Origin of the sequence: Limosilactobacillus reuteri (assembly GCF_002254085.1) — a bacterium.
Lineage (GTDB): Bacteria > Bacillota > Bacilli > Lactobacillales > Lactobacillaceae > Limosilactobacillus > Limosilactobacillus reuteri_K.
Window position 1 is genome coordinate 59,212 of record NZ_NGPY01000011.1, and the last position, 24,734, is coordinate 83,945.

The following is a 24,734-nucleotide window of genomic DNA, read 5'->3' on the forward strand; positions in this document are numbered from 1 at the left end:
ATTTTATTTAACCTCCGGAATAGCCGGCATTGCAATCCGTTTACGGAAAATCCAGTAAGCCCAGATTGTATATGCCAAAACAAATGGTAAAAGACAGCAAGTAGCAATTGTCATCACTGTCAACGTATATTCTGTTGAGGAAGCATTTTGAATAAGAATGCTGTACTTCGGACTAATGCTACTAATTAGTACCCGTGGGAAGAGACCAATAAAGATCAATACAACCAATGATACTAGGGTTAACCCGCTTGAAATAAATGCAACCAGTTCATGACCAGCAAAGGTTTCCGCTTGAGCCAAAACTGAGAAGCCAACAATCAATACAAGCATGATGATTGTACCAACTGGGTGAACAGCCATAAAGTCAGTCATAAAGATTAATAATAATGCAAAGACAACTTCGCCAGCATAAAGAATCCAGTACAAAAATTCAGCGTAGTTCCGAGCTCGTCCTTGAACCGGACCAGTCGTCTTCAAAGCAATATAATTAATTCCATGTAAGTAGGTTAATAGCAATAAGGCAATTCCGCCAACAACTGAAAGCCAGTTGAAATAATCAAAGAATCCAGCATGGAAATTACCATTAGCATCAATTGGCATTCCATGAATCATGCTAACAAACATAATCCCGAGGAAAAATGGAACGATTGCACTACCAATTGCTAATGCCCAATCCCAAATCCGCTTTTGTGGCATTGGACTATTTTTACGGAATTCAAAAGAAACACCACGAATAATTAAACCAGCTAAAATAATCATTAAGATTAAGTAATATCCACTGAAAAGACTAGCGTACCAGTATGGGAAAGAGGCAAACATTGCACCACCAGCAGTGATTAACCACACTTCATTTGCATCCCAAACCGGTCCAATTGTCCGCACAAGTTGATCACGCTCTGATTCATTATGAGCAAGTGTTTCGACCGCCATTCCTACCCCATAATCAAATCCATCTAGGAAGAAGAAGCCGGCAAAAAGCACTCCAATCAATACAAACCATAATAATTGAAGAAAACTCATCTAGAACGCCTCCTTGTCAAATGGGTCCAGAACCTTCTTGAATTTAGGTTCAATTGCTTCCGATGGATCCTTACGTAACTCAAGAACGATTAACCAAATTAATGTAATTGCAAGAGTTGTAAATAATACAAAGTAAACAATATTTGATGTTAATAATGATCCAACTGAAACGTTTGGCGATACACTTTCAGCAATTGTAAACAAGCCATAAACTGTCCATGGAATACGACCGAATTCCGTTACAAACCAACCAGCAGTATTACCGATAAATGGTAAGAAAGTGGTAATTGCAATACACCAAAGCGCCCAGCGTCGTTGTGCAAGTGGTTTCTTACTCTTTTCCCTGGTCATAATTAGGCCAACTAATGAAACTAAGAAAATCCAAGCACCAACTGCACACATAATCCGGAAACTATAGAATAATGTATTTACCGGTGGGTAGTAATCAAGATTCTTGCCGTACTTTTTCTTATATTGGGCATTGAGCTCATTCATCCCGGTAACCGCCCCAGTAGTTTTGTGGTATGACAAAATACTTAGGGCATAGGGAATATCGATATTGTCCTTTACTTCATGGTCTTTCATATCAGCAATACCGACAATTGTCCATGGTGCATGCTTACCAGTAGTCGTGAAAACATCTTCAGTAGCTGCAAATTTCATTGGTTGTTCTTTGATTAAGTATTGCATCTGGGCATCCCCTAAGGCAATTCCACCAACAGAGAAAATCAATGATGCTAAAAGTCCCAACCGCATTGACTTCTTGTAAAACTTCTTATTAGCCTCAGAAAGTTTTTGGTTCTTGAGAAGTTGGAATGCCGTTAAACCAGCAATAATAATTCCACCCATCATGATAGCATTAAGGATAACATGCCCAAATTCATACCATAATTGAGGGTTTTTAAGCAATGCGCCAAAATTAACCATTACTGCACGGCCACCCTTGATTTCATAACCAACAGGGTGTTGCATGAATGAGTTGGCAGTTAAAATCCATAAAGCAGATGTTAAAGAACCAAAACTCGTCATCCAAATGAAGAAAAGGTGCAACCCTGGCTTAACCTTTTTCCAGGTAAATACCCATAAGCCAATAAATGTTGATTCAATAAAGAATGATAGCAAAGCTTCGAGGGCTAATGGAGCACCAAAGATATCACCCATAAACCGCGAGTAATCCGACCAGTTCATCCCAAATTGGAATTCCTGAATCAAACCTGTAACAACACCGACCGCAAAACTAAGTAAGAAAATATTTCCCCAAAATTTTGCCATTTTTTTGTATGTTTCGTCTTTAGTTGAGACGTACATACTTTCCATAATGGCGACGATAAAAGCTGTCCCAATCGAAAACGGAACAAAGAAGAAGTGGTAAACCGTCGTCATGGCAAATTGGAAACGTGCCAGACTAAGAATAGTCATTATAAATACCTCCCTCCGAAGTACATCAATAAAAAGAATAGTTGAAACCGTTTCCTGTTTCTCCACAATTAATCATAATACTTGTGATAAATAATTACAATAAATAAATGGCAATTGTGTGAAATAATTTCTAAATAAACCGCTTAATTATCAGTTATTCAATCCTTATCAACAGATAAATATTTCCAAGCAATATATGATTACTTTTTCATACTAAGAAAAAAGGAATCAGCAATTGCCAATTCCTTTTTAATTTAATTTTAAACTATATTTATAAATATTATAGCTAATAGCATTCTTATAGTAGTCTAACCTATTTAATAAAATGATATAATTTTCATTTATTATTAAAAATGTTAATTATCCTACTATAAATTGACGCTAAGCTTGTTGAAGTGATTGAAGACGTTCCTTGGCCGCTGCTAATTTTTGTTGCCATTCCGTTGCCTTTTGCCGTTCAGCTTCAACAACTTTTTCCGGCGCATTATTAACAAACTTTTCATTGCCAAGCTTCTTTTGTGAACGTTCTACTTCTTTTTCAAGTTTAGCAATCTCTTTTTCCATCCGATCTCGTTCTTCATCAAGGTCAACTAACTCAGCCATTGGGATGTAAACTTCTGCTCCAGTCAAAATTCCGCTCATCGCAAGCTTAGGAGCTTCAACATCTTTACCAATAGTTAAGTTTTCTGGATGACAGAAGCGTTCAATGTAATCCCGGTTATCATTCAACATCTGTGCCAAGTGATCACTATCAACTTTTACCAAAATGTCAACTGGTTTAGACATTGGTGCATTAGCTTCATTTCGAATGTTCCGAACAGCCTTAATCAATTCAATCAAACTATTCATTTGTTCAGTTGCGGCTGGATCATCAAGTTCAGCATTAGCAACTGGGTAATCTGCAACCATAATTGATTCACCATCATGCGGCATTGACTGCCATAATTTTTCGGTAACGAATGGCATAATTGGATGCAACATCTTCAAGGTCTGATCAAGAACGTAACCAAGAATATTCTTAGTATTATTCTTTTCTTCGTCAGTCCCATTATTGAGTTTTTCCTTGGTCATTTCAATATACCAGTCACAGAAATCATTCCAGATGAAGTTGTAAAGTGCCCGACCAGCTTCACCAAATTCAAACTTGTCAAACTGTTCGTTAACCTGCTTTACAGTTGCATTTAACCGACTCAAAATCCACTGGTCAGCTAAATCCCACTTACTCTTATCAGGAAGAACAGGGGCAGGCATCTCACCAAGGTTCATGATAACATAACGACTAGCGTTCCAAATCTTATTAATAAAGTTCCAAGCTGCATCCATCTTAGTGTAGCTAAAACGAATATCTTGACCTGGCGTTGAGCCAGTAATTAAGAACCACCGTAGCGCATCTACCCCGTACTTCTTGATAACATCCATTGGGTCAATACCATTTCCCAAGGATTTACTCATCTTTCGTCCTTGTTCATCACGAATCAAACCATGAAGAAGGACATTCTTAAATGGTGCCCGACCCGTAAATTCAAGCGATTGGAAAATCATCCGTGAAACCCAGAAGAAGATGATGTCATAACCAGTAACTAAAGTATTGGTTGGGAAGTAGCGCTTGAAGTCTGCTGAATCTGTATTAGGCCAGCCCATCGTTGAGAATGGCCAAAGCGCACTGGAGAACCATGTATCAAGAACATCCTTATCTTGTTCCCAATTTTCGGCATCTTTAGGAGCTTCCATACCAACATAAACTTCGCCAGTTTGTTTGTTATACCAAGCTGGAATCCGGTGACCCCACCATAATTGACGAGAAATAACCCAATCATGAATATTTTCCATCCATTGCGTAAAGGTGTGTTCAAATCGTTCTGGAACGAAATTAACCCGATCATCAGTATCTTGGTTTTTAAGAGCTGCTTCGGCTAATGGCTTCATCTTAACAAACCATTGTGTTGAAAGACGGGCTTCAACTTGTACCCCTGTCCGTTCTGAGTGACCAACAGAGTGAACAATTGGGTCAATCTTTAACATATAACCTTGATCTTGAAGGTCCTTAACGATCGCTTCACGAGCTTCAAAACGGTCCATACCTTCGTATTTACCAGCATTTTCGTTCATGGAAGCATCTTCATTCATTGTATTAAGTTCAGGAAGATTGTGACGCTTACCTACCTTGAAGTCGTTTGGATCATGAGCTGGGGTAATCTTAACCATCCCAGTACCAAATTCAGGTGTTACATAGTCATCAGCAATAATCTCAATTTCCCGGTTGACAAGTGGCACCATGACCCTCTTACCAACTAAGTCCTTGTAACGTTCATCATTAGGGTTAACGGCAACCGCTTCATCCCCGAACATTGTTTCTGGACGAGTAGTGGCAATTTCGATGTAATCCTTACCGTTAAAAGTAGTTCCATCAGTAAATGGATACTTAACATGATAGAAGGCACCCTTATCATCCTTATGAATAACTTCAATATCTGATAAAGCCGTCCGTGCTTGTGGGTCCCAGTTGATGATGTAAGTTCCACGATAAATTAAGCCCTTATTGTAGAGATCAACAAAGACTTTCCGAACAGCCTTATTTAATCCTTCATCAAGGGTAAAACGCTCGCGGTCATAATCCACAGAAATCCCCATCTTAGCCCACTGTTGGTGAATAATATCAGCATATTCATCTTTCCAGTCCCAAACTTGTTGAACAAACTTGTCACGGCCAAGGTCATAACGAGAAATTCCTTGTTTACGAAGACGGGCTTCAACTTTCGCCTGGGTGGCAATACCAGCATGGTCCATTCCAGGAACCCATAATACATCATAGCCTTGCATCCGCCTTTGTCGAATAATCATATCTTGTAAAGTTGTATCCCAAGCGTGGCCTAAGTGCAACTTACCAGTAACATTCGGTGGTGGGATAACAATTGAATATGGGTGAGCTTTTTTGTCACCACTTGGTTTAAAGAATCCTTGGTCAATCCACCATTGATAACGGCCTTCTTCAACCGCCGCTGGATCGTACTTGGTTGACATATCTTTTTCTGTCATGGCAGAAACTCCTTTCAGAAAGCAATCTTCATTTTTATTTTGTGCATTAACTAAAAAACGCCCTATCACAATCGATAGGACGAATCATCGCGGTACCACCTAATTTGAGTATAAAATACTCCACTTTATCATTTCATAACGGTAAATGAACCGGACATACCTACTATTAATTTCAGTATATCAGCTCCCGAACTACCTTCATAAAGTTTAACTAATCCTCTCTCACTATCAGGATCTCGCTTTTTAGGTGCCGCTTTACTACTCTTTCGGTCAATGCTTATTAAAATGTATCATAGCTAAATTATCAAACCTCGTCAAGGCTTAATTAAAGTAATTCAGCAAAAACATCTTCATTTTGGTTTAAATAATCTTCACCAGGATGAATTTCCGTAATTTCAATCCCATCAAGAGCTCGTTGCATTAATTCTTCAATATCAAGTCGTTTTTCGTATTCACGAGCCCGCTCAACATTTGGCCGCGTTTTTGGCGATGGCGGGGTAAAGACAGTACAACAGTCTTCATATGGAAGAATTGAAAGATCATAGGTATCAATATCTTGGGCAATTTTAATGATTTCGGTCTTATCAAATGACAATACTGGACGCAATACCGGATAAGAAGTTACATCATTAATCGCCAGCATACTTTCCATTGTCTGAGAAGCAACTTGACCTAATGATTCACCATTAAAAATGGCCAGCCCATGACGCTTAATCATTAAGGCAGCTGCCAACCGAAGCATCATCCGCCGTTGAATCGTCATTAAGTAACCTTCAGGAACTTTTTCCTTGACTGTTTCTTGAATTTCAGCAAATGGCACCTGAATAAACTTAATACTTCCACTATATTTTGCAAGACGTTCAGTTAGTTGCTTGGCCTTTGCTAAAGCTTGGGGACTAGTATATGGCGGACTAAAGAAGTGAACCATTTCCATTGAGACACCACGCTTCATCCCCAGGTAAGCAGCTACTGGTGAATCAATTCCACCAGACATCATCATCATTCCTTTACCAGCAGTACCAACTGGCAAACCACCAGCACCCTTAATCGTTTCACTTGAAAGGAAAATCCCATTAAGACGGATCTCAACCCGTAAAGTTAGGTCTGGATGGTGAACATCAACTTTTAATTTATCAGGAAACTTATCTAAGAGGTATCCTCCTAGCTTGTTGTTCATTTCAAAGGTATCAATTGCAAATTGGTGATCTGACCGACGAGTTTCTACTTTAAAGGTAATTGGTTTATCAACTTGTTCAGCGATCATTTGTGCTGCTGCCTCTGCAGTCGCTTCAAAAGTCTTATCAACTTTAATTGATGGAGAAAAGTTTTGAATCCCAAACACTAACTTCAACCGATTCATCACTTGATCATAGTCAGCTCCATTTAATTCAACATGCAACCGATCACGTTGTGCATGCACCTTTACCTGGTCAAAACTATGAAGGGCCTTTCGTACGTTTACCCCTAAACGATCAATAAAGGACTTTTTATTATGTCCCTTTGTCGAAAGCTCACCATAACGAACCATAATTTCTGTATATTGCACGTTATGTCCTCCTTTCAGATTTTATTCAATAATTTTCTTAAAGCCAGCATATAATTCATCAAATGTTTTATTAAACTGATCAGCTTCTTCAAGGGTATTTTGATCCCCAAGGCTAATTCGAACTGCACTTGTCGCAATATTTTCTGGAACTTTCATTGCAGCTAATGTTCCGGCTTCGGAATGCTTTTTAGACGAGCAAGCACTAGTAGTTGAGATATAGATATCCTTGTCTTCAAAGGCATGAACAATCGTTTCGCCTCGAACCCCTACAATTGCAAAGCATACATGGGAAGCGAAACCTTGATCGCGGCCAGAAATCAATTTCACATGATCAAATTTACTTAAATGGTCGTAAATCCGTTCTTTGATTGCCTGTTCACGTTTTACTGATTCCGCTTCATTTTCCTTTACTAACCGAATTGCTTTTGCCATCGCAACATTACCCGGTGTATTTTCTGTTCCATTTCGTAGTGTTCGCTCTTGACCACCACCAGCAATCAAGGGCTCTAACTTACGCCCGCTCTTGACATAAACAAAACCGGTTCCTCGTGGGGCATGAAATTTATGACCAGAAAAAGTAGCAAAATCAACGCGATCACTAAATACTTGGTCATCTAATCCCTTACCAATTGCTTGAACAGCATCCACCATAAAATGAATATTGGAATAATCTTTAAGGATTTCTCCCACTTCTTTAATTGGCTGAATCGTTCCAATTTCATTATTAACCGCCATGATAGACACTAAAATAGTATCTGGACGAATGGCAGCTTTAACATCAGCAGGATTGATCCGTCCTTCTTTATCAACCGGGAGATAAGTAACTTCAAATCCGAAGTCTTTTAGTTGCTCCAATGCATTTTTTACTGCCGCATGTTCAACACTAGTCGTAATAATGTGTTTGCCAAAACGGTGCTTAGCCATTGCAGTTCCTTTGATTACCCAGTTATCTCCTTCAGAACCACCACTAGTAAAAATAATCTCACTAGGCTTAACCCCGAATAGCTTTGCGATCTGCTGGCGTGCCTGTTCTTGAAGGTTCCAAGCACTTTCACCAAAATTATGTAAGCTGCTTGGATTCCCCCAAATCTTTTGACTCACGGTTTCGTATGTCGACAAAACATTCGGTAGTATCTTTGTCGTCGCACTATTATCAAAATAGATCATACTAATTTCCTTCCTAAAAGTAATACACAGGGTTGTTACAAATGGGTAACCTACTCTGATTATGATTTCAACAGTATAGGATAGGCTACTGCTGAAGATTTCGACTCTTCTTAAAACGGTTTTATATTATAACAGAAAATTAGCTATTAGGCATTAATTATCACTATCATTTAATAAGAAAAGAGGAAATCAGGATTCTTTGCCCAATTTCCTCTCATTTCTTTTAATTTTTACCAATTTCACGATAATAGGTATCTTCAATTCGTTTGTAACTACCAGGTTCTATTTCTTCTAAAACGGTCGCAATTGCCTCTAAGCTTGCTGTGTAGTTAAACTGCTTAAAAAGTTCTTGGGATTTTTTAGCAGCTGCTGCAATTTTTTCGTTATCACTAAACCGGTTCGCATATTGTTGGAATCGTTCAGTTAATTCCGCGCTATCACGAAGAATATCAGTCTTGTCATTTAATGTGTCCAGGTCCGATTCGACGATAATCAGTTGCTTCGTAATTTCATCCATATTGATCTTATACTCATTCAATTCATCAGCTAACTTTTTAATCTCATCGCTGACACCAAAGAAGTAATCTAAGTAATCTTTTGGTAAGCCAGGAAGGTTCAACTGTTCTACTTGCCGATGAATTGTACGAATCTGGGTGGAATATTTTTGAAGCATTTGACGGGCGCGTTGCTCATCAGTCTGTAATTTAGCAACTTCATCGTTAAGCTTCTCTTGGCTTTTTTCAATTTCAGTCAAGTTCTTTTGATTAGACTTTTGTCGATCAAGCACCTGACTATAAACAGCCGTTTTATTGGCAACTGCTTCTGCGTCATCACGATACTGTTTAATAATTGCTTTAATTTGTTCACCAAGTTCTCGAACGGTTTCTTGTTCATGATTAGTAAGTGTGTAATTCAAACTTAACCGGTCTAATTCTACACCAAGTTCGTCATTTTGCCGTTGAGCGTGTTTTGTAAAGTCTTTCATCACTTCAATCAAATGAACAGCTTCATTCTTAGCATCAATTTCTTTCTGCATTACCCCATATAAGTAATCAATCTGGTCACTAAGATCTTTATTAGATTGTTCCACAACATCTAATTGTAAATTGTTAAGTTGATCAATCGTCTGATCCAGTTTGGATTGGAGCTGTTCAATTTGCTTATCAATATTTTTCTCCGTAAAGTGGAAATTTTGCTTTACAAGTGTCTCATAACCACTTTTTAGCTCGGATAATTGTTCTGGAAACTCGGTTGCAATTGGCTTATAGAGCTGAGGAATCTTCCTAAGGTCTTGTTCAAATTTGTCGTTTTCGGATTGCAAATTGCTTAAAATTTCTTGAGCTGCCTCAATATCGCCCTTATTAGTTAAATCAGTAAATTGCGCGAATTGATCCTCCAATTCATTTAACCTGCTATTTAACTGCTTTTCACTGTCTCCATATTCGAAGCTCTTCTCATTTAGTTGCCGGTGGAATTGACGATATTTATTTTTAATCTGCTCGACCGCTTGCTTATGGGTATGTTGTTGTTGACGAAGATGTTGCAAGTCTTTTTGGATCTGTTGAAGAGTTGTTGTTAACTTTGCCAAATTTGCTTGCAGGTCCCGAATTTGAGTGTTAATTGTCAACAACTTGCTCGTCCGTGAATCTGCTAATAATTGGGGAGCTCGTTTATTAAAGGCCGTGATTGCTGGTCGCACTTGTTTTTCATACTTGTTTTTAATTGTTTCAAATTGCTTTTTAGCATCCCCGATTAGTTGCAATTCTTCAACATTTTTGATCTGCTGGTCAACTTTTTGATCTGCTAGCTTTTTCTCGCTTTCCATTAAGTCGTTGATCTGTTTAACAGCTCGTCGTTGATAAAAATATACGCAAGCTAATATTGCTACAACAATAATTAAAATACCAATCAATACTTGAAAAACCACTTTTTCCACCTACTACTTTTTATTGTTTATTGCTCTTGCACAATAATTATCCGTATAATCCTATTCAAAATTATAGCATACCACAATGAACCTGCTTTAAAAGATATGAAAAAACATCGACGTTTAATAAACTTTTATATTGTTCATCATTCTGCTAAAAAAGTTACGAGGTTTCTAAAGAAAAGATTGACTTATTATTACGAACCGTTGTACACTAGATTTTGTGTAAAATAATGCAGCAGTGAGGAGCAAGCTCGTCAACAGACTGGTGCCAAACGGTGTTTTTAGTAACCCGGCTGCTAGGGTGAAAGATTCAAATCAGCCTGCACGAATGCCAAGCTCACAATCGGATTATTTTACTCCAACTAAAATTATTGGAGGAATTTATTTATGTCTCGTTACACTGGTCCAAGTTGGCGTGTTTCACGTCGTCTTGGCGTTTCACTTTCAGGTACTGGTAAAGAATTAGCACGTCGGGCTTACGCTCCTGGTGACCACGGTCGTGATCGTCGCGGTAAGCTTTCGGAATATGGTACACAATTACGTGAAAAGCAAAAGCTACGTTTTATGTACGGTATGACTGAACGTCAATTCTCAAACCTTTTCGTTCGCGCCGGCAAGATTAAGGAAGGTACTCACGGTGCCAACTTTATGGCATTGCTTGAACGTCGTCTTGATAACATGGTTTACCGTCTTGGTTTAGCCACTACTCGTCGTCAAGCTCGTCAATTAGTTAACCACGGTCACATCACTGTTGATGGTAAGCGTGTTGACATTCCATCATACGAAGTTAAGGTTGGTCAAATCATCGCCGTTCGTGATAAGTCTAAGAACTTAGACATCATCAAGAACGCTGTGGAAGCTGTTGTATCTCGTCCTTCATACGTTGACTTTGATGCCGACAAACTTGAAGGTAAGCTTAACCGCATTCCAGCACGTGAAGATATGAACGCTGATATTGATGAAGCTCTTATCGTTGAATTCTACAACAAGTAATCTGATAATTACTATCGTTGTTGTTATATCAACATTTTAATGTTAGTTGGTACTGCATAGTGTCCCAACTACTAAAAAAAGCATTTCTAGATTAATTTCTGGAAATGCTTTTTTATTTTAATTCACTTAGTTACATCTCACTTTTTAACTTTCTCAGCATTAAAATTATCTTTATCATCATTTGATACAATATGAAATTCACCACGAGCAATTGGCGGTACACTTTTAACAATATCTTCTGCCTTGAAATGCTTCGGTATATCTGATTCATCCACATATTGACCTTTATGGTGATTGAAAATTACATATAAAATAAAGGGTAGAACTAATACAAACAAATAACTGATAATTAAAATAGCTAAGTATGCGTGATGTGATGATTCAGGAAGATTCGAAGGTGGGACAAATGAGATGAAGAAGGCAAAAATAGAAACCAATAGCCCACATAAGGCAACAATTGCCTTACAAATTGTTCCTCCAGGAATCTCATACTTCCGTTTTAATTGTTTCTTTTTAAAAATTAAATCAATATAACCAGCAAAGAATAGTAAGTAAGCACTTAAATAAATAACAACGGTTAAAGACATAGCAACGAAGAATGAGACATTACTACTGCCCCCACCAAAGGTTAAAACACCATCCCAAATTGAAACTACAATTCCTTGGGTAATAATTAGGGGAACCGGAACTTTATGCTTATTTGTTTTCCGGAAGTATTTCGGAATAATTCCTCGTTGAGCAGCAGCGAACATTCCACGCGACGGACCAACAACCCACGAACTAATTTCTGCCATTACACCAAGAGATAAAGCTAAGGCGATAATTTTAACAAGTAAAGCCAGGTGTGGATCTTGGTAATAAATTAAATACTTAAAAGCTTGTACAACCCCAGCACTTAATGATAGTTCTTTTTGCGGAACAACTGCTGCTACCGCAAATCCACCAAAAGTATCTAGGCAAATAGCAAGAATAACTAATATAAACATTGCCAAGGGATAATTTCGCTTAGGATTTTTAAGCTCATTGATGTGGGTAGCTGAAGCCTCAACTCCCATATAAGCTAGAATGAAAGAAACGAATACTACCATTGTATTTAATCTAGCAAAATCAGGAATAAATGCTTTTGGAGTAAACTTTACTTGTAATGGGCCGCCTTTAACCACATACCAAATAGCAAGTGCAATTAAACAAATAGACGGGAGTAAAATGCCTAAACTAAAGCCCCATTTTGCAATTCGAGCCGTATATTTGGTACCACCAAATTGCGAAAAAACTAATAGCCAAAAAATAATTAAAACTCCAAAAAACTTAACTGTTGGATTAGCATCTAGGGCTGGCCAATTAATAACATATGAAAATGCACCTAAGATAAAGTAGATCATGGTAATGAAACCAACTGTAATTTCAAACCATTGGAAAAAGATTCCAGCAAAGCCAAACCGTTCACCAAGTGTATGAGAAATCCAACTAAAAATTCCTCCACCATTTTTATTCCATCCTTGAACAGTTGCCATTTCCGCGGCACATAAAGCAACTGGTAAAAACCAAAAAATCCCGGCAAGAATTAAATAAAATACTAAATTAAGCTTAGAAGTTGCAAAAGTTGGATACTCATAGACCGCAAGAACCATTGATGCAGTTAGTGAGAAAAAGCCAAATAACGTCAAATTACGTTTTCCTTTATCAACCATCAGCTCACGCGCTTCCTTTCATAAAAAATTCATTTCTTCTCCTCTAGCTATTTCTACCATCAATTAATTTATTTATCAAGCAAATAAGCTTGAATAAGCTTTTGTGTCCAAAAAATAGACTTATTGCTTGTCGTTTTATATTTATAACAGTATCCTAGCATTTAGGAGGTGATTACTTTGGATCTTAAACAAGTAGTTGATAATAATTTGGCTAAAACTAATTTGGGAAAAGTAGCAAACTATATCCCTGCATTAGGTAAAGTTGATCCTAAGCAACTCGGAATTGCGGTTTATGATTTGAATAAAGATGACATAACGAATGCTGGAAATGCTGATGTTCGCTTTGCAATTGAGAGCATTTCCAAAGTAATTGTTTTTTTATATGCCGCTAAACAACTTGGACTAAGCAATGTAACGAAACATGTTGGTGCTCGCCAAACAGGATTCCCTTTTAATTCAATTCTGAATATGGAAATTGAAAAAGCACATTATCCTCTCAACCCATTTATCAACGCGGGTGCAATAGAGGTAACATCTTTAATTCAACCATATAATGGCAAAAGTCCTTTCGATCAAATAATTCAATTTGCCCGTGAAATTTGTCATGATCCGCAAATTTCACTTAATTCAGAAATATTTGAGTCAGAAGATCGAACTGGGGATACGGATCGATCATTAGCTTATTACTTAAAGGCCAATAAGATGATACATGCAGACGTAACAACAAGTTTAACAACATACTTTAAACAGTGTTCAATGATGGTCACCGCTATTAGCCTAGCTAATCTAGGCGCAGTCTTAGCAAACAATGGTATTAAGCCTTGGGACAATAAGCGATTAGTTCCTACTGAAGTAGCAACCTATACTAAATCCCTTATGACAACTACCGGGTTATATAACGAATCTGGTACATATTCATCAATTATAGGTGTACCTACTAAGAGTGGTGTTGGCGGTGGCTTAATGTCCGCAGCGCCTAATCGTTTCGGGATTGGTATTTTTAGTCCACCATTAGATAATGCTGGTAACAGTGTTGCAGGATTAGCTGCCCTTGAAGAAATTAGTAATGAACTTAAGATTGATATATTTCAGTACTAATAATTAAGGTTCAACTCATACTAAATTCTTAACAAATGATTTTCTTACTTAAGAATCAGTTTTTATCATTCGAGATATCATGAATGAGTCATAATATAGTTACAAATCCCCTTGATAATTGTAATGAATTATTGAGGGGATTTATGTTTATGAGATCATAATATAGAATTTTAATATGTATGATTAAAACAAAAACTTAAAAATAATTAGCAATTAATATAATTTTGCAATTTTTACAGTAAAAAGTAGCACACCAGCCGCAGTTAAATAAATAAAATAATATCATAATAATTGAAAACTGAGCATCAAGTGCTATTATTTAAATATAAATAATGATTATTATTTATATTGTGGATAATGAATTAATCAGTACTGAAAATTTGTTATATCTCTTTTGAAAGGAGTAAGAAATGGCTAATACTCAACAAACTAAGAGAAATTTAACGCTTTTCGGTTTCTTTTCTCTGACGGCCTCAATGGTTCTCACAGTTTATGAATATCCAACATTTGCCACCTCAAAGCTCCACTTAATATTCTTCCTTATTCTTGGAGGTTTATTCTGGTTCATTCCAGTCGCCTTATGTGCCGCTGAAATGGCTACCGTTAATGGCTGGAACAATAATGGTGGTGGTATCTTCAGCTGGGTTTCTCATACTCTTGGAAGAAGATGGGGATTTGCTGCTATCTTCTTTCAGTGGTTCCAAATTACCGTGGGCTTCGTTACCATGATTTACTTCATTTTAGGAGCATTTTCATACGTTCTGAATTGGGCCGCCCTTGACGAAAAACCCGCTATTAAATTTTGGGGTGTTTTAATTGTTTTCTGGTTTTTAACATTTTCACAATTCTGGGGAACTAAATATACCGCTTATATTGCTAAAACTGGATTTGTTATCGGAATCCTAATCCCATCAGTAACCCTCTTTTGCTTAGCAATTGCATACGTAGTTACTGGCGGGAAATTACAAGTCCAATTTTCAGCACATGCTTTTATCCCCGATTTTGCTAAGCTAAACACCTTAGTTGTCTTTGTTTCGTTTATTCTAGCTTATATGGGGGTTGAAGCCTCAGCCTCGCACATTAATGAGCTTAAAAATCCTAAGCGAAATTATCCTTTAGCAATGTTCATCTTAGTAATCTTGGCAATTTTCCTTGATACTTTTGGTGGCTTTGCCGTTGCTGCTGTCGTTCCACAAAAAGAACTATCATTAAGTGCCGGTGTTGTTCAGGCATTTAAGTATCTGTTGCTTTATTTTAACTCCCATCTTAATTGGTTGGTTAAAATAATCGCCTTAATGATTGCGTGTGGGGTAATGGCAGAAATTAGTTCATGGGTTATCGGTCCTTCGCGGGGAATGTTCGCTACTGCCCAGCAAGGAATTCTTCCCAAAGTATTTCAAAAAACAAATAAGCACAAAGTTCCAACCGTCTTAATTCTCACACAGGGAATCGTGGTTACGATCTGGGATGCAGTCTTAACTTTCGGTGGCGGAAGTAACAATGTTTCTTTTTTTGCAGCGATTTCTTTAACTGTTGTAATTTATCTAGTAGGATACTTACTATTTTTCATCGGGTACTTAGTCCTTGTCTTCAAAAAGAAAGACTTAAAACGTACCTATGAAATTCCTGGAGGAACCGTTGTTAAATCAATTGTTGCTATTTGTGGGTTGATAGTTTCTATTTTTGCACTATTAATCTCTTTTGTTCCGCCAAGCAGTTTACCCACAAGTTCACACCATGCTTACCTTTATGTATTAATAATTAGTTTTGTAATTACGGTCTTATTACCGTTCCTAATCTATGAATTTTATTTAAAGCACGAGCATCATTCGATTAGTACCCCTAAGCATATGCTTGCTAAGGATATTAACCCAACCACCCCACCAATTGCTCGGGGAGAACATCATATCATTGCAAATTCAGACGAAAAAAAACATTCAGCAAATTAACCTAGGAGGTTTTATCTATGGCAGGATTATACGGAAAAAATGACCAAGAAAAACGCGATGTGTTAGACCCTATTTTCGGTTCATACACTTCTGATCATGCACTATCAAAATATGAATTAAATAAGGAACCTGTTCCTCCAGAAATTGCTTATCGAATTGTCAAAGATCAATTACTTGATGAAGGAAATGCCCGTGAAAATTTGGCTACTTTTTGTCAAACTTATATGGAACCAAAAGCAACTCAAATTATGGCAGAAACAATGCAAAAAAATGCTATTGACAAATCAGAATATCCACGAACTGCTGAACTTGAAAACCGTTGTGTAAATATTATTGCTAAATTATGGCACGGTCAAAAAGATGAAGACTACATGGGAACTTCAACAGTGGGATCTTCTGAAGGTTGTATGCTTGGTGGTTTAGCAATGAAGTTTGCTTGGCGAGAACGAGCAAAAAAATTAGGGCTTGATATTAATGCCCGAAAGCCAAACTTAGTAATATCTTCTGGATATCAAATTTGTTGGGAAAAATTTGCAACATATTTTGATGTTGAGCTACGGACAGTTCCAATGGATGAAGAGCACCAATCGCTTAATATGAATACAGTTATGGATTATGTCGATGAATATACTATCGGTATCGTAGGGATTATGGGAATTACTTACACCGGTCGTTATGACGATATTGCAAAATTAAATGATCTAGTTGAAGAATACAACAAGACAACAGATTACAAAGTCTATATTCACGTTGACGCTGCTTCTGGTGGATTCTATGCTCCATTTATGGAACCTGACATTAAATGGGACTTCCAACTAAAGAATGTTGTTTCCATTAACGCTTCTGGCCACAAGTATGGTTTAGTTTATCCTGGTATTGGTTGGGTATTATGGCGTGATAAAAAATTCCTACCTGACAAACTGATTTTTAAGGTTAGTTACTTAGGAGGAGAATTACCAACAATGGCAATTAATTTCTCACGTAGTGCCTCACAAATAATTGGGCAATACTACAATTTTGTTCGTTTTGGCTTTGAAGGATATAAAAAGATTCAAAAACGTACTCATGACGTTGCAGTTTATCTAGCAACAGAAATTCAAAAAATGGGTATGTTTGAAATGGTCAATGATGGCTCTCAAATTCCAATTGTTTGTTACAAGTTAAAAGACTTAACTGCGCAAGACTGGTCTCTATATGATCTAGCTGATAGATTACGGATGCAAGGATGGCAAGTTCCTGCTTATCCACTTCCAAAGAATTTAGATACAATTGAAGTACAACGAATAGTATGTCGTGCTGATTTTGGAATGAGTAGAGCTCACGAATTTATTGATGACATGAAACGTGATATCAAAGCGTTAAATAATTCAACACTAGTAGGACATAAAACAACTGAGCTTAAAAAGTATGGTTTCACTCATTAAGCCTTAAACAATTAATAAAAAGGTCTAAACAAGTAAAAACTTGCTTAGACCTTTTTCATTTTGGCAAAACATTCAAAATATACAGCAACGCAATAAAAACAAAAAACATGCTCCACATTACAACATTTACTTCTTTGCGACGTCCTGCAGCAACCATTAAGATTGGATACGTAAGAAAACCAAATGCAATCCCATAAGAAATGTTATAAGTTAGCGGAATTCCAATAGCAACCAAGAATGATGGCAGTGCAATTTCAAATTTATCCCATTCAATATCTTTCAAGGCGGAGACCATCAATACCCCAACTACAATTAAAGCGGCGGCAGTCACTTGAGTAGTAACAACTTCGAGTAAAGGAGAAAAAGCCATACTTAAAATAAAAAGCGTTCCTGTTACAATCGCAGTCAGACCGGTTTTTCCACCTACCGCAATACCAGCTGAGGATTCAACATAGGCAGAAGTTGGAGTCGTTCCCATTACCGCCCCTCCTAACATCGAAAGCGAATCGGCCATTAAAGCCCGACCAATCCGGGGCATTTTATTATCTTTCATTAATCCTGCTTCTTGGGCTAACCCAACTAAGGTTCCAGCAGTGTCAAAGAAAGCTACCAATAAGAAGATTAAGACAATAGCCCACATCTTTGGATCAGTCATTGTTGGCAAGAACTTAATTCCCACCCCAAAAGTTGGTTCTAAGCTAGGAGCCATTGAAATTAGATGATCCGGCATCTTAACCAATCCCGTTAACAGACCAAGAAGCGTTGTTGCAACTAAGCCAATAAAAATTGCTCCTGGAACCTTTTTGACCATTAAAATTGCAATCAAGAAAATCCCAAAGATTGTAATCCAGGTTGTAGGAACTGTTAGCGATCCTAATTCAACTAGTGATGATTTACTTGAAACAATGATTCCACCACCCTGCAAACCAACAAAAGAGATAAATATTCCTATCCCCGCAGCCATTGCGTATTTCAAATCTTTAGGAATAGCATTAATTACAATCTCTCGCACTTTAAGGAAAGACAAGATCGTAAACAAGACAGAGGCAACAAAAACACCAGCCATTGCCTTTTGCCATGGAATTCCCATTGCTAATACAACCGAATAAGTGAAGAAGGCATTATCACCTAATCCCGGAGCAATCGCAATTGGATAATTAGCCAAAATTCCCATCAAAAAACATCCAATAATTGCTGATAAAGCAGTTGCAGTAAAAACTGCTCCTTTATCCATTCCGGCTACTCCTAGTACGCTCGGATTAACAAAAAGAATATAGGCCATTGAAACAAAAGTCGTCAATCCAGCTAAACATTCTTGTTTAATGTTCGTATTATTCTCTGACAAATGAAAAGTTCGGTCGAAAAAGTCGATTGTTCGTGTTTCTTCCAAAATACACACCCCAAATGAATATGATAGTGTGATCATTGCATATAATTATCAGTTTTTCAATACTAATATTCGTTTTTATCGCAAAAAGCTCTAAAAACAACCTATAATCTAATGCAAATATCCGTAAAAACGAACAATGCAAAAAAACCAGTATATCTTCAAAGATGTAAAAGAGACCGAAAAATTCAATTTTCCGATCTCTTTTCTTTTATCAGCATAAACCATAGTTAATACTTAATAACTTTTGTCCGTGGATTATGAGGCTTTTCCACTTTTGAGATTACGCCCTTAGCTACTAATTCTTCAATTTGTTCAGGATCATAACCAAGCGAAGATAGAATCTCTTTATTATTTTCACCAAGATCTGGGGCTCGCTTATAGGTTGGTTTATAGTTTGACATCGTAAACGGCATCCCTACCGTCTTAAATTCGCCGCGATTTCCTCCCTGATTAATCTTAACCAGGGTACCGTCTTTATTTAAGTCTGGATCATTTTCAAGCTCGTGCCAATCTAAAACTGGGCCGACTGGTATGCCAGCTTCTCCAAGTTTTTTAGTTAACTCATACTTATCGTAATTCTTGGTATACGATTCAATCAAAGGGTAAATTTCTTGCTTATGGAGCTGGCGATGCTCCCAATCCTTAAAGCGTTCATCAGTAGCCCATTCGGGATGGCCCATCGTATTAGCAATTGTTTCCCAGCTTTTGTTTTTATTTTGGATAACAATATAAACATAGGCATTAGGATCCGTTTCCCAACCTTTTGCCTTATAAGTCCAGCCAATCACTTGCCCGCCTTCACTATTTTCGGACCTCGGAATTGCTTTTCCCCATTTATAGTTAGGATAGACTGCATAGAATGGCAATGCTCCGAGATTGTCTAACATCAATTGATCCCGCAATTTAATCCGACAAAGGTTAATAACTGCATCCTGCATTGATTGATAAACATAGCTTCCTTTACCAGTGTGCTCTCGCTGTAGCAAAGCAGCTAAAATTGCAATCGTTAAATGCATTCCAGAGTTAGAATCTCCTAATGCGGCCGCTGACTGCGTTGGGATATTTGCATCCCCTTCATTCCATCCCGTTGCCGAAGCTGCACCACCAGCAGATTGCGCAACCGGTTCAAAGGCTTTTACATTGGCAAAACGTGATCCCTTATTAAACCCTTTTAACGAGGCCATAATTAAACGCGGATTTAATTCGTGTACTTTTTCCCAGCCAAAACCTGCCCTAGTCGCCGCACCAGGCCTGATATTCTCCACAAAAACATCAGCCTTCTTGAGTAAGTCATACATTATTTTTTGACCTTCTGGGGTTTTAATATCAAGAGTTAATGATTTTTTATTTGCGTTTAATTGTAAATAATAAAGACTCCATGAATCTTTAATATCAAGCAGTTCATTACGAGTTGGGTCTCCGGTATTAGTCCGTTCAATTTTAATCACATCCGCTCCTAGCCATGCTAAAAGCTGAGTACAGGAAGGCCCCGATTGAACCTGTGTCCAGTCAACAACTTTAATTCCTTTTAATGGTGCATTTTCACTTTGTTCAGTCATTATGATGGCTCCTCTCATTTTCTTCAAGTGGTTGTAAATTAAGCTTTGGATTTAGATTTCCAATATGCCCAGATTCTTTTCCCATCGATGGTGCAATTTGAACATTAATAATATTTGGTCGTCCCGAGTCAACAGCTCTTGCAAAAACATTTTTCATCTCATCGTAATTACTTACAAAATAATTATCACCACCAAAGGCCTTAGCCATTAAATCATACCTGGCAGTTGGATCAAGAGTAGTTGGCCCAATTTGATCGGGAACAACTTGGCCGATTCCGTTATATATTCCGCCATTATTGATAATAACGACCGTAATTGGCAACTTATATCGACAAATCGTTTCAATCTCCATCCCATCAAAACCAAATGCACTATCACCATCAAGCGCAACAACGTGTTTCCCTGTTTCAACTGCCGCCGCAATTGCATAACCAAGGCCAATACCCATGACGCCCCAAGTTCCCGTGTCGAGTCGATGACGGGGGAGTTGCATTCCAATCATATCTCGTCCAATGTCAAGCGTATTAGCTCCCTCACTGACTAGATAGGTATCTGGATGTTGTTGGAAGTATTCAGCAATAGGCGCAATTGCTCCATAATAGCCAAATTTTTGTGCTACTTTACCATTAGCAATTCGTTGCGCGAATTTTTTGTCATTTTTCTCAGTATCTTGCGCAATTTGCTCTAACCATTCTTCGGGCGCTTGATATCCAGTTGCCAATAGCGCTGGAACCAATTTATCTAAAATCGACTTAAGGTCTCCTTGGAGCGGGGCACTAATTGGCTGTGAGGAATCAAACTGCGTGGCATCGATGTCTAGCTGAATAAATTTTGCTTGCGGGTTAAATTGTGGTGCATCCCCATATGAAAGCATCCAGTTTAAGCGCGCACCAATTACAGTTACTACGTCAGCATTTCGTAGTGAAAGAGAACGAGCCGCTGCAGCAGAATGAGGACTATCATCTGGGATTAGCCCTTTTGCCATCGACATTGGCAAAAATGGAATATTCGTTTCAGCTACTAATTGTTGCACTTGTTTTTCGGTTCGATCATAGGCAGCCCCTTTTCCTAAAATAATAAGGGGCTTTTTTGCATTTTTGATTAAATCAACCGCTCGTGATATTGCTTCATTATTAGGCACCTGCTTAGGGGCAGGATCAACTAACTTATAAACACCTAAATTAGATTGATCAGCAGCAGCATCTTCTTGAACAATTGTGTCAGCTGGAATATCAAGATAAACACCACCAGGGCGACCGGAAACTGCTGTCCGAATGGCTCTTGCAACAACTAATCCCATATCTTCTGCTCGATCAACCCGATAAGCTTTTTTGCAGAAGGGTTTCGCCGCATTATATTGGTCGAGCCCTTCATAATCGCCCTGTGATAAGTCAATAATATGGCGTTCAGACGAACCTGAAATCATAATTAATGGAAAACAATTCTTAGTAGCTTGAGCCAAAGCTGTTAATCCATTCAAAAAACCGGGTGCTGAAACAGTTAATGCAACGCCAGGTTTTTGCGTTAAGTAACCAGTTGCTGCGGCGGCATTAACTGCTGAATCTTCACGGCGAAAACCATAATATTTCATTCCGCGTAATTCAGCGAGCCGCGCTAAATCGGTTACCGGGATTCCAACTATTCCATACATCCGGTTAATATTATTCTCTTGCAAGGTCTTGATTAATAAATTGGCACCTGTCTTATTTAAAGAATCGCCTACCATAATTTGACTCCCTTCTATCATTAAAAATTTAATAGAATCAGTGCACTGTTGATAGTTTTGTATACAATTCTTTTATAAGACAATTCAAAAAGATTGGCAAATAATATGATTACTTTTACTTCACTAGTTCGAAAACTAATTTTTCATCAGTAGACAGATCTTCCCGAAAATGGTAACCGCCGACATTAAACTGTTTGACCCCTTCAATTGTTTGAATTTGATTTTCTGCTAAATATCGCACCATGTTCCCACGCGCCATTTTAGCTAATGTTGCTTTTTGTTTTATTCTCCCATCTATTTCTTCGCCAAAAATACATTTGATAAATCGATCTTGAGTTTGTAGATAAGGAGTAACCGCCTTTTCGTATTCGACCGAGGCTAAACTAATTACTAAATCATTATTCTTATAGAGTTCATGATAAAGTTTTTCTCCCCAAAAGTCATAAAGGTTTTTATATCCATTCACTGGCGCCATGTCACCCATCCCTAAGCGATAAGGTATTATTCCATCAAACGGCCATAAAATACCATAAAATCCTGATAATATCCGTAAATTGTCTTGAACATATTGCAGCCCATTATTTGAAAAAACGCTTGGCGCCATATATTGATATTGCAGCCCAGTAAAGGCAATAATTGCTGGCGTCAGCTTTCGTTGAAGATCCATTTGTTGGAGCCATTGATAATTTTTCATCGCTAAACGCGAGCTGCAATTCCCCCATACTTTGTGTAACTCATCATAAGATAAACTCCTCATCCAACTTAAAATATCTTTTGTTTGCTGAATAAATTTCGGCAAATCTTTGTAAAGTAAGGAATCGGTATCAACTTGCATTGTTCGTGCAGGAGAAATGATTATTTTCACATATCTCATCCTTTCAAAATTTTTTTGTAAGCTTTTTCAGTTAATTGGTCTAATTAGATTTACGTTTCCTACATCCGCTTAATGATTACGCTTTCAGTAAATCGTTTCAATAATTTTGGTATAGGATAAATCCCGTCATTTCAACTTATGAAGCGCTTGACAAGTTTTTTTGATGGTTGTAAATTAATTCATCGTAGAGAGAAAGTGAATAACTTCACCAAATGATTGGTCAAGTTGGAAGGGAGAATACAATGGAACAAGAAAAAGTTCCAGTACAAGGTCAAGTTGCCGAGCGAACAATTTCATTAACTGCTAGTTGGGCATTCTTTGCACTATCAATTGTTATTAACTCAATGGGGAACGTTCTAACACTTGTTACAAGTTCACACGTTCATCCACAATTTCTTGGCTCCGCTTATTGGACAGCCGCAGAAAACAACCTAGGGATTGCCGTTTTAGGGAATAATTCCATGACCCTTTTCTGGGCTTTCATGGTCTTAGGGATGTTAACTTCTGTCCTAAACGCAATTTTGATGCATAAGTGGGACTGGCGACGAATTGGTGGTAATTTTATTTTCATGTTGCCATTTTCTATTTTTATCCAGTGGTTCTCTGACATTTTTAACCGAATTATGCCGGACGCCACTACTTTACCGATGATTATCCTATATGTTTTCATTAACTTCTTAGGAGTTGCTTTCATTGGAACCGCCATTTCAATTTATCAGCGTGTCAACCTCGTGTTACACCCCGCTGATGACCTTTTCCAAATAATTCGTTTCCGTTATTGCCATGGTAACGCAACGATTGCGATGTGGTTATCATACATTCCACCAACAATTATGGCAATTATTGCTGCCTTCATGCAAGGTGGTGTTTACAACTTTGGATTAGGAACATTATTTGCCCTTGCCTTCCAAGGTGCAATTACTGGTTGGGCAGACCGTTATATCTTCCCTAAATTAAAGCACCAGGCACTTGATATTGGTAATTAAAATTTATACAGGAGTGATTTATTATGGCATTTAACAAGAGTTTAGCAGGTTACTTTAACGATGTACAACACATTGGGATTCCAACCGATGATATGGCAAAAACAATTGCTTTTTGGGAAAAGCTTGGTTTCAAGAAGCTTGGTGAATTTGATACTGATGATCAAGGAAATGAAGTTGTTTTCATGCAGTATGGCCACCTCACTTTAGAAATCTGGACTGGTGACGGTGCCGTTCACGAAACGGGTGCTATTAACCATATTTCTCTTAATACTAGCGATGCTGATGCGGCTTTCAAGGCTGCTAAGGCTGAAGGTTTCAAACTAAAGGACAATGAAGTTCAACACCTTGACTTCTGGGATAAAGGAATTAAGTTCTTCAACATTGAAGGTCCTAACAGTGAAACAATCGAATTCTGTGAAATTGTAAAATAAAACACCAAAGAGGAGTGGAAAATAACCTCCTCGACAAGGCGGTTGGCTAAGCTAGGACGATGATTAGCACGGCACGGGCTGATTATCGTTCGTACTTAGACTCGAGCCTTGTGGTTATTTTCCACGTTATCTTTCTATTGTTCATAAAAGCAGTTGAGGCTGAGAGAAAACAAAAATTTTCTCCCAGCCTCGCCTTTTTATAAGCTTTTTAATTAGAGCTATGATTTTTTACCATACTGATGTGGACGATAGCCGTTATAAAATTGAAAAATGGCAAGAACAATGTTAGCCCAATTCATCAAGCGAAACCAAGGAGCAATTCCGCCCCCGCCATTGCTGGCAGCATAAAACGTCCAAAAGCCAATTACTACTGCCACTACATTTATCCAGGCAAACGTTCTTGACATCATCCGATTATTAAGGCGTGCAATTGTCCAGACTAGATTGACAATAAACCAAAATGCTAAAACCCAAAATACTGCACTAAACATAAAA

The 24,734-nt window shown here is 37.8% G+C and carries 18 protein-coding genes and 1 other annotated feature; of the genes, 6 read left to right on the forward strand and 12 right to left on the reverse strand.

Going from position 1 to position 24,734, the window contains the following annotated elements; all coding sequences use genetic code 11:
* Nucleotides 1–3: 3 nt before the first annotated feature.
* The 6 genes from cydB to ezrA form a co-directional block, all read right to left on the reverse strand.
* Nucleotides 4–1,020, reverse strand: coding sequence for a cytochrome d ubiquinol oxidase subunit II (gene cydB, locus CBG10_RS02855; RefSeq protein WP_094511606.1), 1,017 nt, complete (start codon nt 1,018–1,020; stop codon nt 4–6).
* Entirely contained in the window at nt 1,021–2,439 is a 1,419-nt protein-coding gene (locus tag CBG10_RS02860; RefSeq protein ID WP_094511608.1) for a cytochrome ubiquinol oxidase subunit I, read from the reverse strand. It abuts the gene before it with no gap.
* A gap of 381 nt (nt 2,440–2,820) precedes the next feature.
* Complete coding sequence (locus CBG10_RS02865; RefSeq protein WP_094511610.1) at nt 2,821–5,475, reverse strand: valine--tRNA ligase; 2,655 nt, start codon at nt 5,473–5,475, stop codon at nt 2,821–2,823.
* Nucleotides 5,476–5,547: 72 nt separating this feature from the next.
* Nucleotides 5,548–5,758, reverse strand: a binding site (T-box leader).
* Nucleotides 5,759–5,800: 42 nt separating this feature from the next.
* The gene (gene thiI / locus CBG10_RS02870) at nt 5,801–7,021 is read right to left on the reverse strand and encodes a tRNA uracil 4-sulfurtransferase ThiI (protein WP_094508511.1); all 1,221 of its coding nucleotides are present in this window, start codon (nt 7,019–7,021) and stop codon (nt 5,801–5,803) included.
* 21 nt (nt 7,022–7,042) lie between these two features.
* Nucleotides 7,043–8,188, reverse strand: a complete 1,146-nt coding sequence (locus tag CBG10_RS02875; protein ID WP_094511612.1) for a cysteine desulfurase family protein — start codon at nt 8,186–8,188, stop codon at nt 7,043–7,045.
* Nucleotides 8,189–8,411: 223 nt separating this feature from the next.
* On the reverse strand, nt 8,412–10,115 hold the full coding sequence (gene ezrA / locus CBG10_RS02880) for a septation ring formation regulator EzrA (protein WP_318529607.1): 1,704 nt from the start codon (nt 10,113–10,115) through the stop codon (nt 8,412–8,414).
* Between the two features lie 390 nt (nt 10,116–10,505).
* On the opposite strand from ezrA, the gene rpsD reads away from it, so the two are divergent.
* Nucleotides 10,506–11,111 (forward strand): 30S ribosomal protein S4, encoded by a 606-nt coding sequence (gene rpsD, locus CBG10_RS02885; RefSeq protein ID WP_003666632.1) that lies wholly within the window; start codon nt 10,506–10,508, stop codon nt 11,109–11,111.
* Between the two features lie 137 nt (nt 11,112–11,248).
* Here the strand turns inward: rpsD and gadC (CBG10_RS02890) are convergent, their stop codons facing one another.
* The gene (gene gadC, locus CBG10_RS02890) at nt 11,249–12,802 is read right to left on the reverse strand and encodes a glutamate:gamma-aminobutyrate antiporter (protein ID WP_094501871.1); all 1,554 of its coding nucleotides are present in this window, start codon (nt 12,800–12,802) and stop codon (nt 11,249–11,251) included.
* 177 nt (nt 12,803–12,979) lie between these two features.
* On the opposite strand from gadC (CBG10_RS02890), the gene glsA reads away from it, so the two are divergent.
* The 3 genes from glsA to CBG10_RS02905 all read left to right on the forward strand — a co-directional run bounded on the left by glsA (nt 12,980) and on the right by CBG10_RS02905 (nt 17,273).
* Entirely contained in the window at nt 12,980–13,900 is a 921-nt protein-coding gene (gene glsA, locus CBG10_RS02895) for a glutaminase A (RefSeq protein ID WP_094501869.1), read from the forward strand.
* Between the two features lie 410 nt (nt 13,901–14,310).
* Nucleotides 14,311–15,849, forward strand: a complete 1,539-nt coding sequence (gadC, locus tag CBG10_RS02900; RefSeq protein WP_094501867.1) for a glutamate:gamma-aminobutyrate antiporter — start codon at nt 14,311–14,313, stop codon at nt 15,847–15,849.
* A 17-nt stretch (nt 15,850–15,866) separates the two neighbouring features.
* A complete protein-coding gene (locus CBG10_RS02905) occupies nt 15,867–17,273 on the forward strand; it encodes a glutamate decarboxylase (protein WP_094501865.1) in 1,407 nt (468 codons plus the stop codon).
* Nucleotides 17,274–17,328: 55 nt separating this feature from the next.
* Here CBG10_RS02905 and CBG10_RS02910 read toward each other — a convergent pair whose 3' ends face one another.
* The 4 genes from CBG10_RS02910 to yaaA form a co-directional block, all read right to left on the reverse strand.
* Nucleotides 17,329–18,663 (reverse strand): NCS2 family permease, encoded by a 1,335-nt coding sequence (locus CBG10_RS02910; RefSeq protein ID WP_094501863.1) that lies wholly within the window; start codon nt 18,661–18,663, stop codon nt 17,329–17,331.
* Nucleotides 18,664–18,890: 227 nt separating this feature from the next.
* Nucleotides 18,891–20,222: a formyl-CoA transferase gene (gene frc / locus CBG10_RS02915; protein ID WP_179225371.1), complete on the reverse strand. Its 1,332-nt coding sequence runs from the start codon at nt 20,220–20,222 to the stop codon at nt 18,891–18,893.
* The gene (gene oxc / locus CBG10_RS02920) at nt 20,215–21,948 is read right to left on the reverse strand and encodes an oxalyl-CoA decarboxylase (RefSeq protein WP_094508962.1); all 1,734 of its coding nucleotides are present in this window, start codon (nt 21,946–21,948) and stop codon (nt 20,215–20,217) included. The genes frc and oxc overlap by 8 nt, the downstream gene beginning before the upstream one ends.
* A gap of 115 nt (nt 21,949–22,063) precedes the next feature.
* On the reverse strand, nt 22,064–22,813 hold the full coding sequence (gene yaaA / locus CBG10_RS02925; RefSeq protein WP_179225372.1) for a peroxide stress protein YaaA: 750 nt from the start codon (nt 22,811–22,813) through the stop codon (nt 22,064–22,066).
* Between the two features lie 251 nt (nt 22,814–23,064).
* Here yaaA and CBG10_RS02930 point away from each other — a divergent pair, with 251 nt between their 5' ends.
* Complete coding sequence (locus CBG10_RS02930; RefSeq protein ID WP_019252597.1) at nt 23,065–23,808, forward strand: fructose permease; 744 nt, start codon at nt 23,065–23,067, stop codon at nt 23,806–23,808.
* 23 nt (nt 23,809–23,831) lie between these two features.
* Nucleotides 23,832–24,239, forward strand: coding sequence for a VOC family protein (locus tag CBG10_RS02935; protein ID WP_094511616.1), 408 nt, complete (start codon nt 23,832–23,834; stop codon nt 24,237–24,239).
* 218 nt (nt 24,240–24,457) lie between these two features.
* Here the strand turns inward: CBG10_RS02935 and CBG10_RS02940 are convergent, their stop codons facing one another.
* Nucleotides 24,458–24,730, reverse strand: coding sequence for a hypothetical protein (locus CBG10_RS02940; RefSeq protein ID WP_094501857.1), 273 nt, complete (start codon nt 24,728–24,730; stop codon nt 24,458–24,460).
* Nucleotides 24,731–24,734: the final 4 nt, after the last annotated feature.

Bases quoted from the DNA above. Each gene is read 5' to 3' on its own strand.
- rpsD (WP_003666632.1), top strand. From the start codon at position 10,506: ATGTCTCGTTACACTGGTCCAAGTTGGCGTGTTTCACGTCGTCTTGGC.
- CBG10_RS02865 (WP_094511610.1), bottom strand. From the start codon at position 5,475: ATGACAGAAAAAGATATGTCAACCAAGTACGATCCAGCGGCGGTTGAA.
- oxc (WP_094508962.1), bottom strand. From the start codon at position 21,948: ATGGTAGGCGATTCTTTAAATAAGACAGGTGCCAATTTATTAATCAAG.
- cydB (WP_094511606.1), bottom strand. From the start codon at position 1,020: ATGAGTTTTCTTCAATTATTATGGTTTGTATTGATTGGAGTGCTTTTT.
- frc (WP_179225371.1), bottom strand. From the start codon at position 20,222: ATGACTGAACAAAGTGAAAATGCACCATTAAAAGGAATTAAAGTTGTT.
- CBG10_RS02930 (WP_019252597.1), top strand. From the start codon at position 23,065: ATGGAACAAGAAAAAGTTCCAGTACAAGGTCAAGTTGCCGAGCGAACA.
- gadC (WP_094501867.1), top strand. From the start codon at position 14,311: ATGGCTAATACTCAACAAACTAAGAGAAATTTAACGCTTTTCGGTTTC.
- CBG10_RS02940 (WP_094501857.1), bottom strand. From the start codon at position 24,730: ATGTTTAGTGCAGTATTTTGGGTTTTAGCATTTTGGTTTATTGTCAAT.
- CBG10_RS02905 (WP_094501865.1), top strand. From the start codon at position 15,867: ATGGCAGGATTATACGGAAAAAATGACCAAGAAAAACGCGATGTGTTA.
- CBG10_RS02860 (WP_094511608.1), bottom strand. From the start codon at position 2,439: ATGACTATTCTTAGTCTGGCACGTTTCCAATTTGCCATGACGACGGTT.
- gadC (WP_094501871.1), bottom strand. From the start codon at position 12,802: ATGGTTGATAAAGGAAAACGTAATTTGACGTTATTTGGCTTTTTCTCA.
- CBG10_RS02935 (WP_094511616.1), top strand. From the start codon at position 23,832: ATGGCATTTAACAAGAGTTTAGCAGGTTACTTTAACGATGTACAACAC.
- CBG10_RS02875 (WP_094511612.1), bottom strand. From the start codon at position 8,188: ATGATCTATTTTGATAATAGTGCGACGACAAAGATACTACCGAATGTT.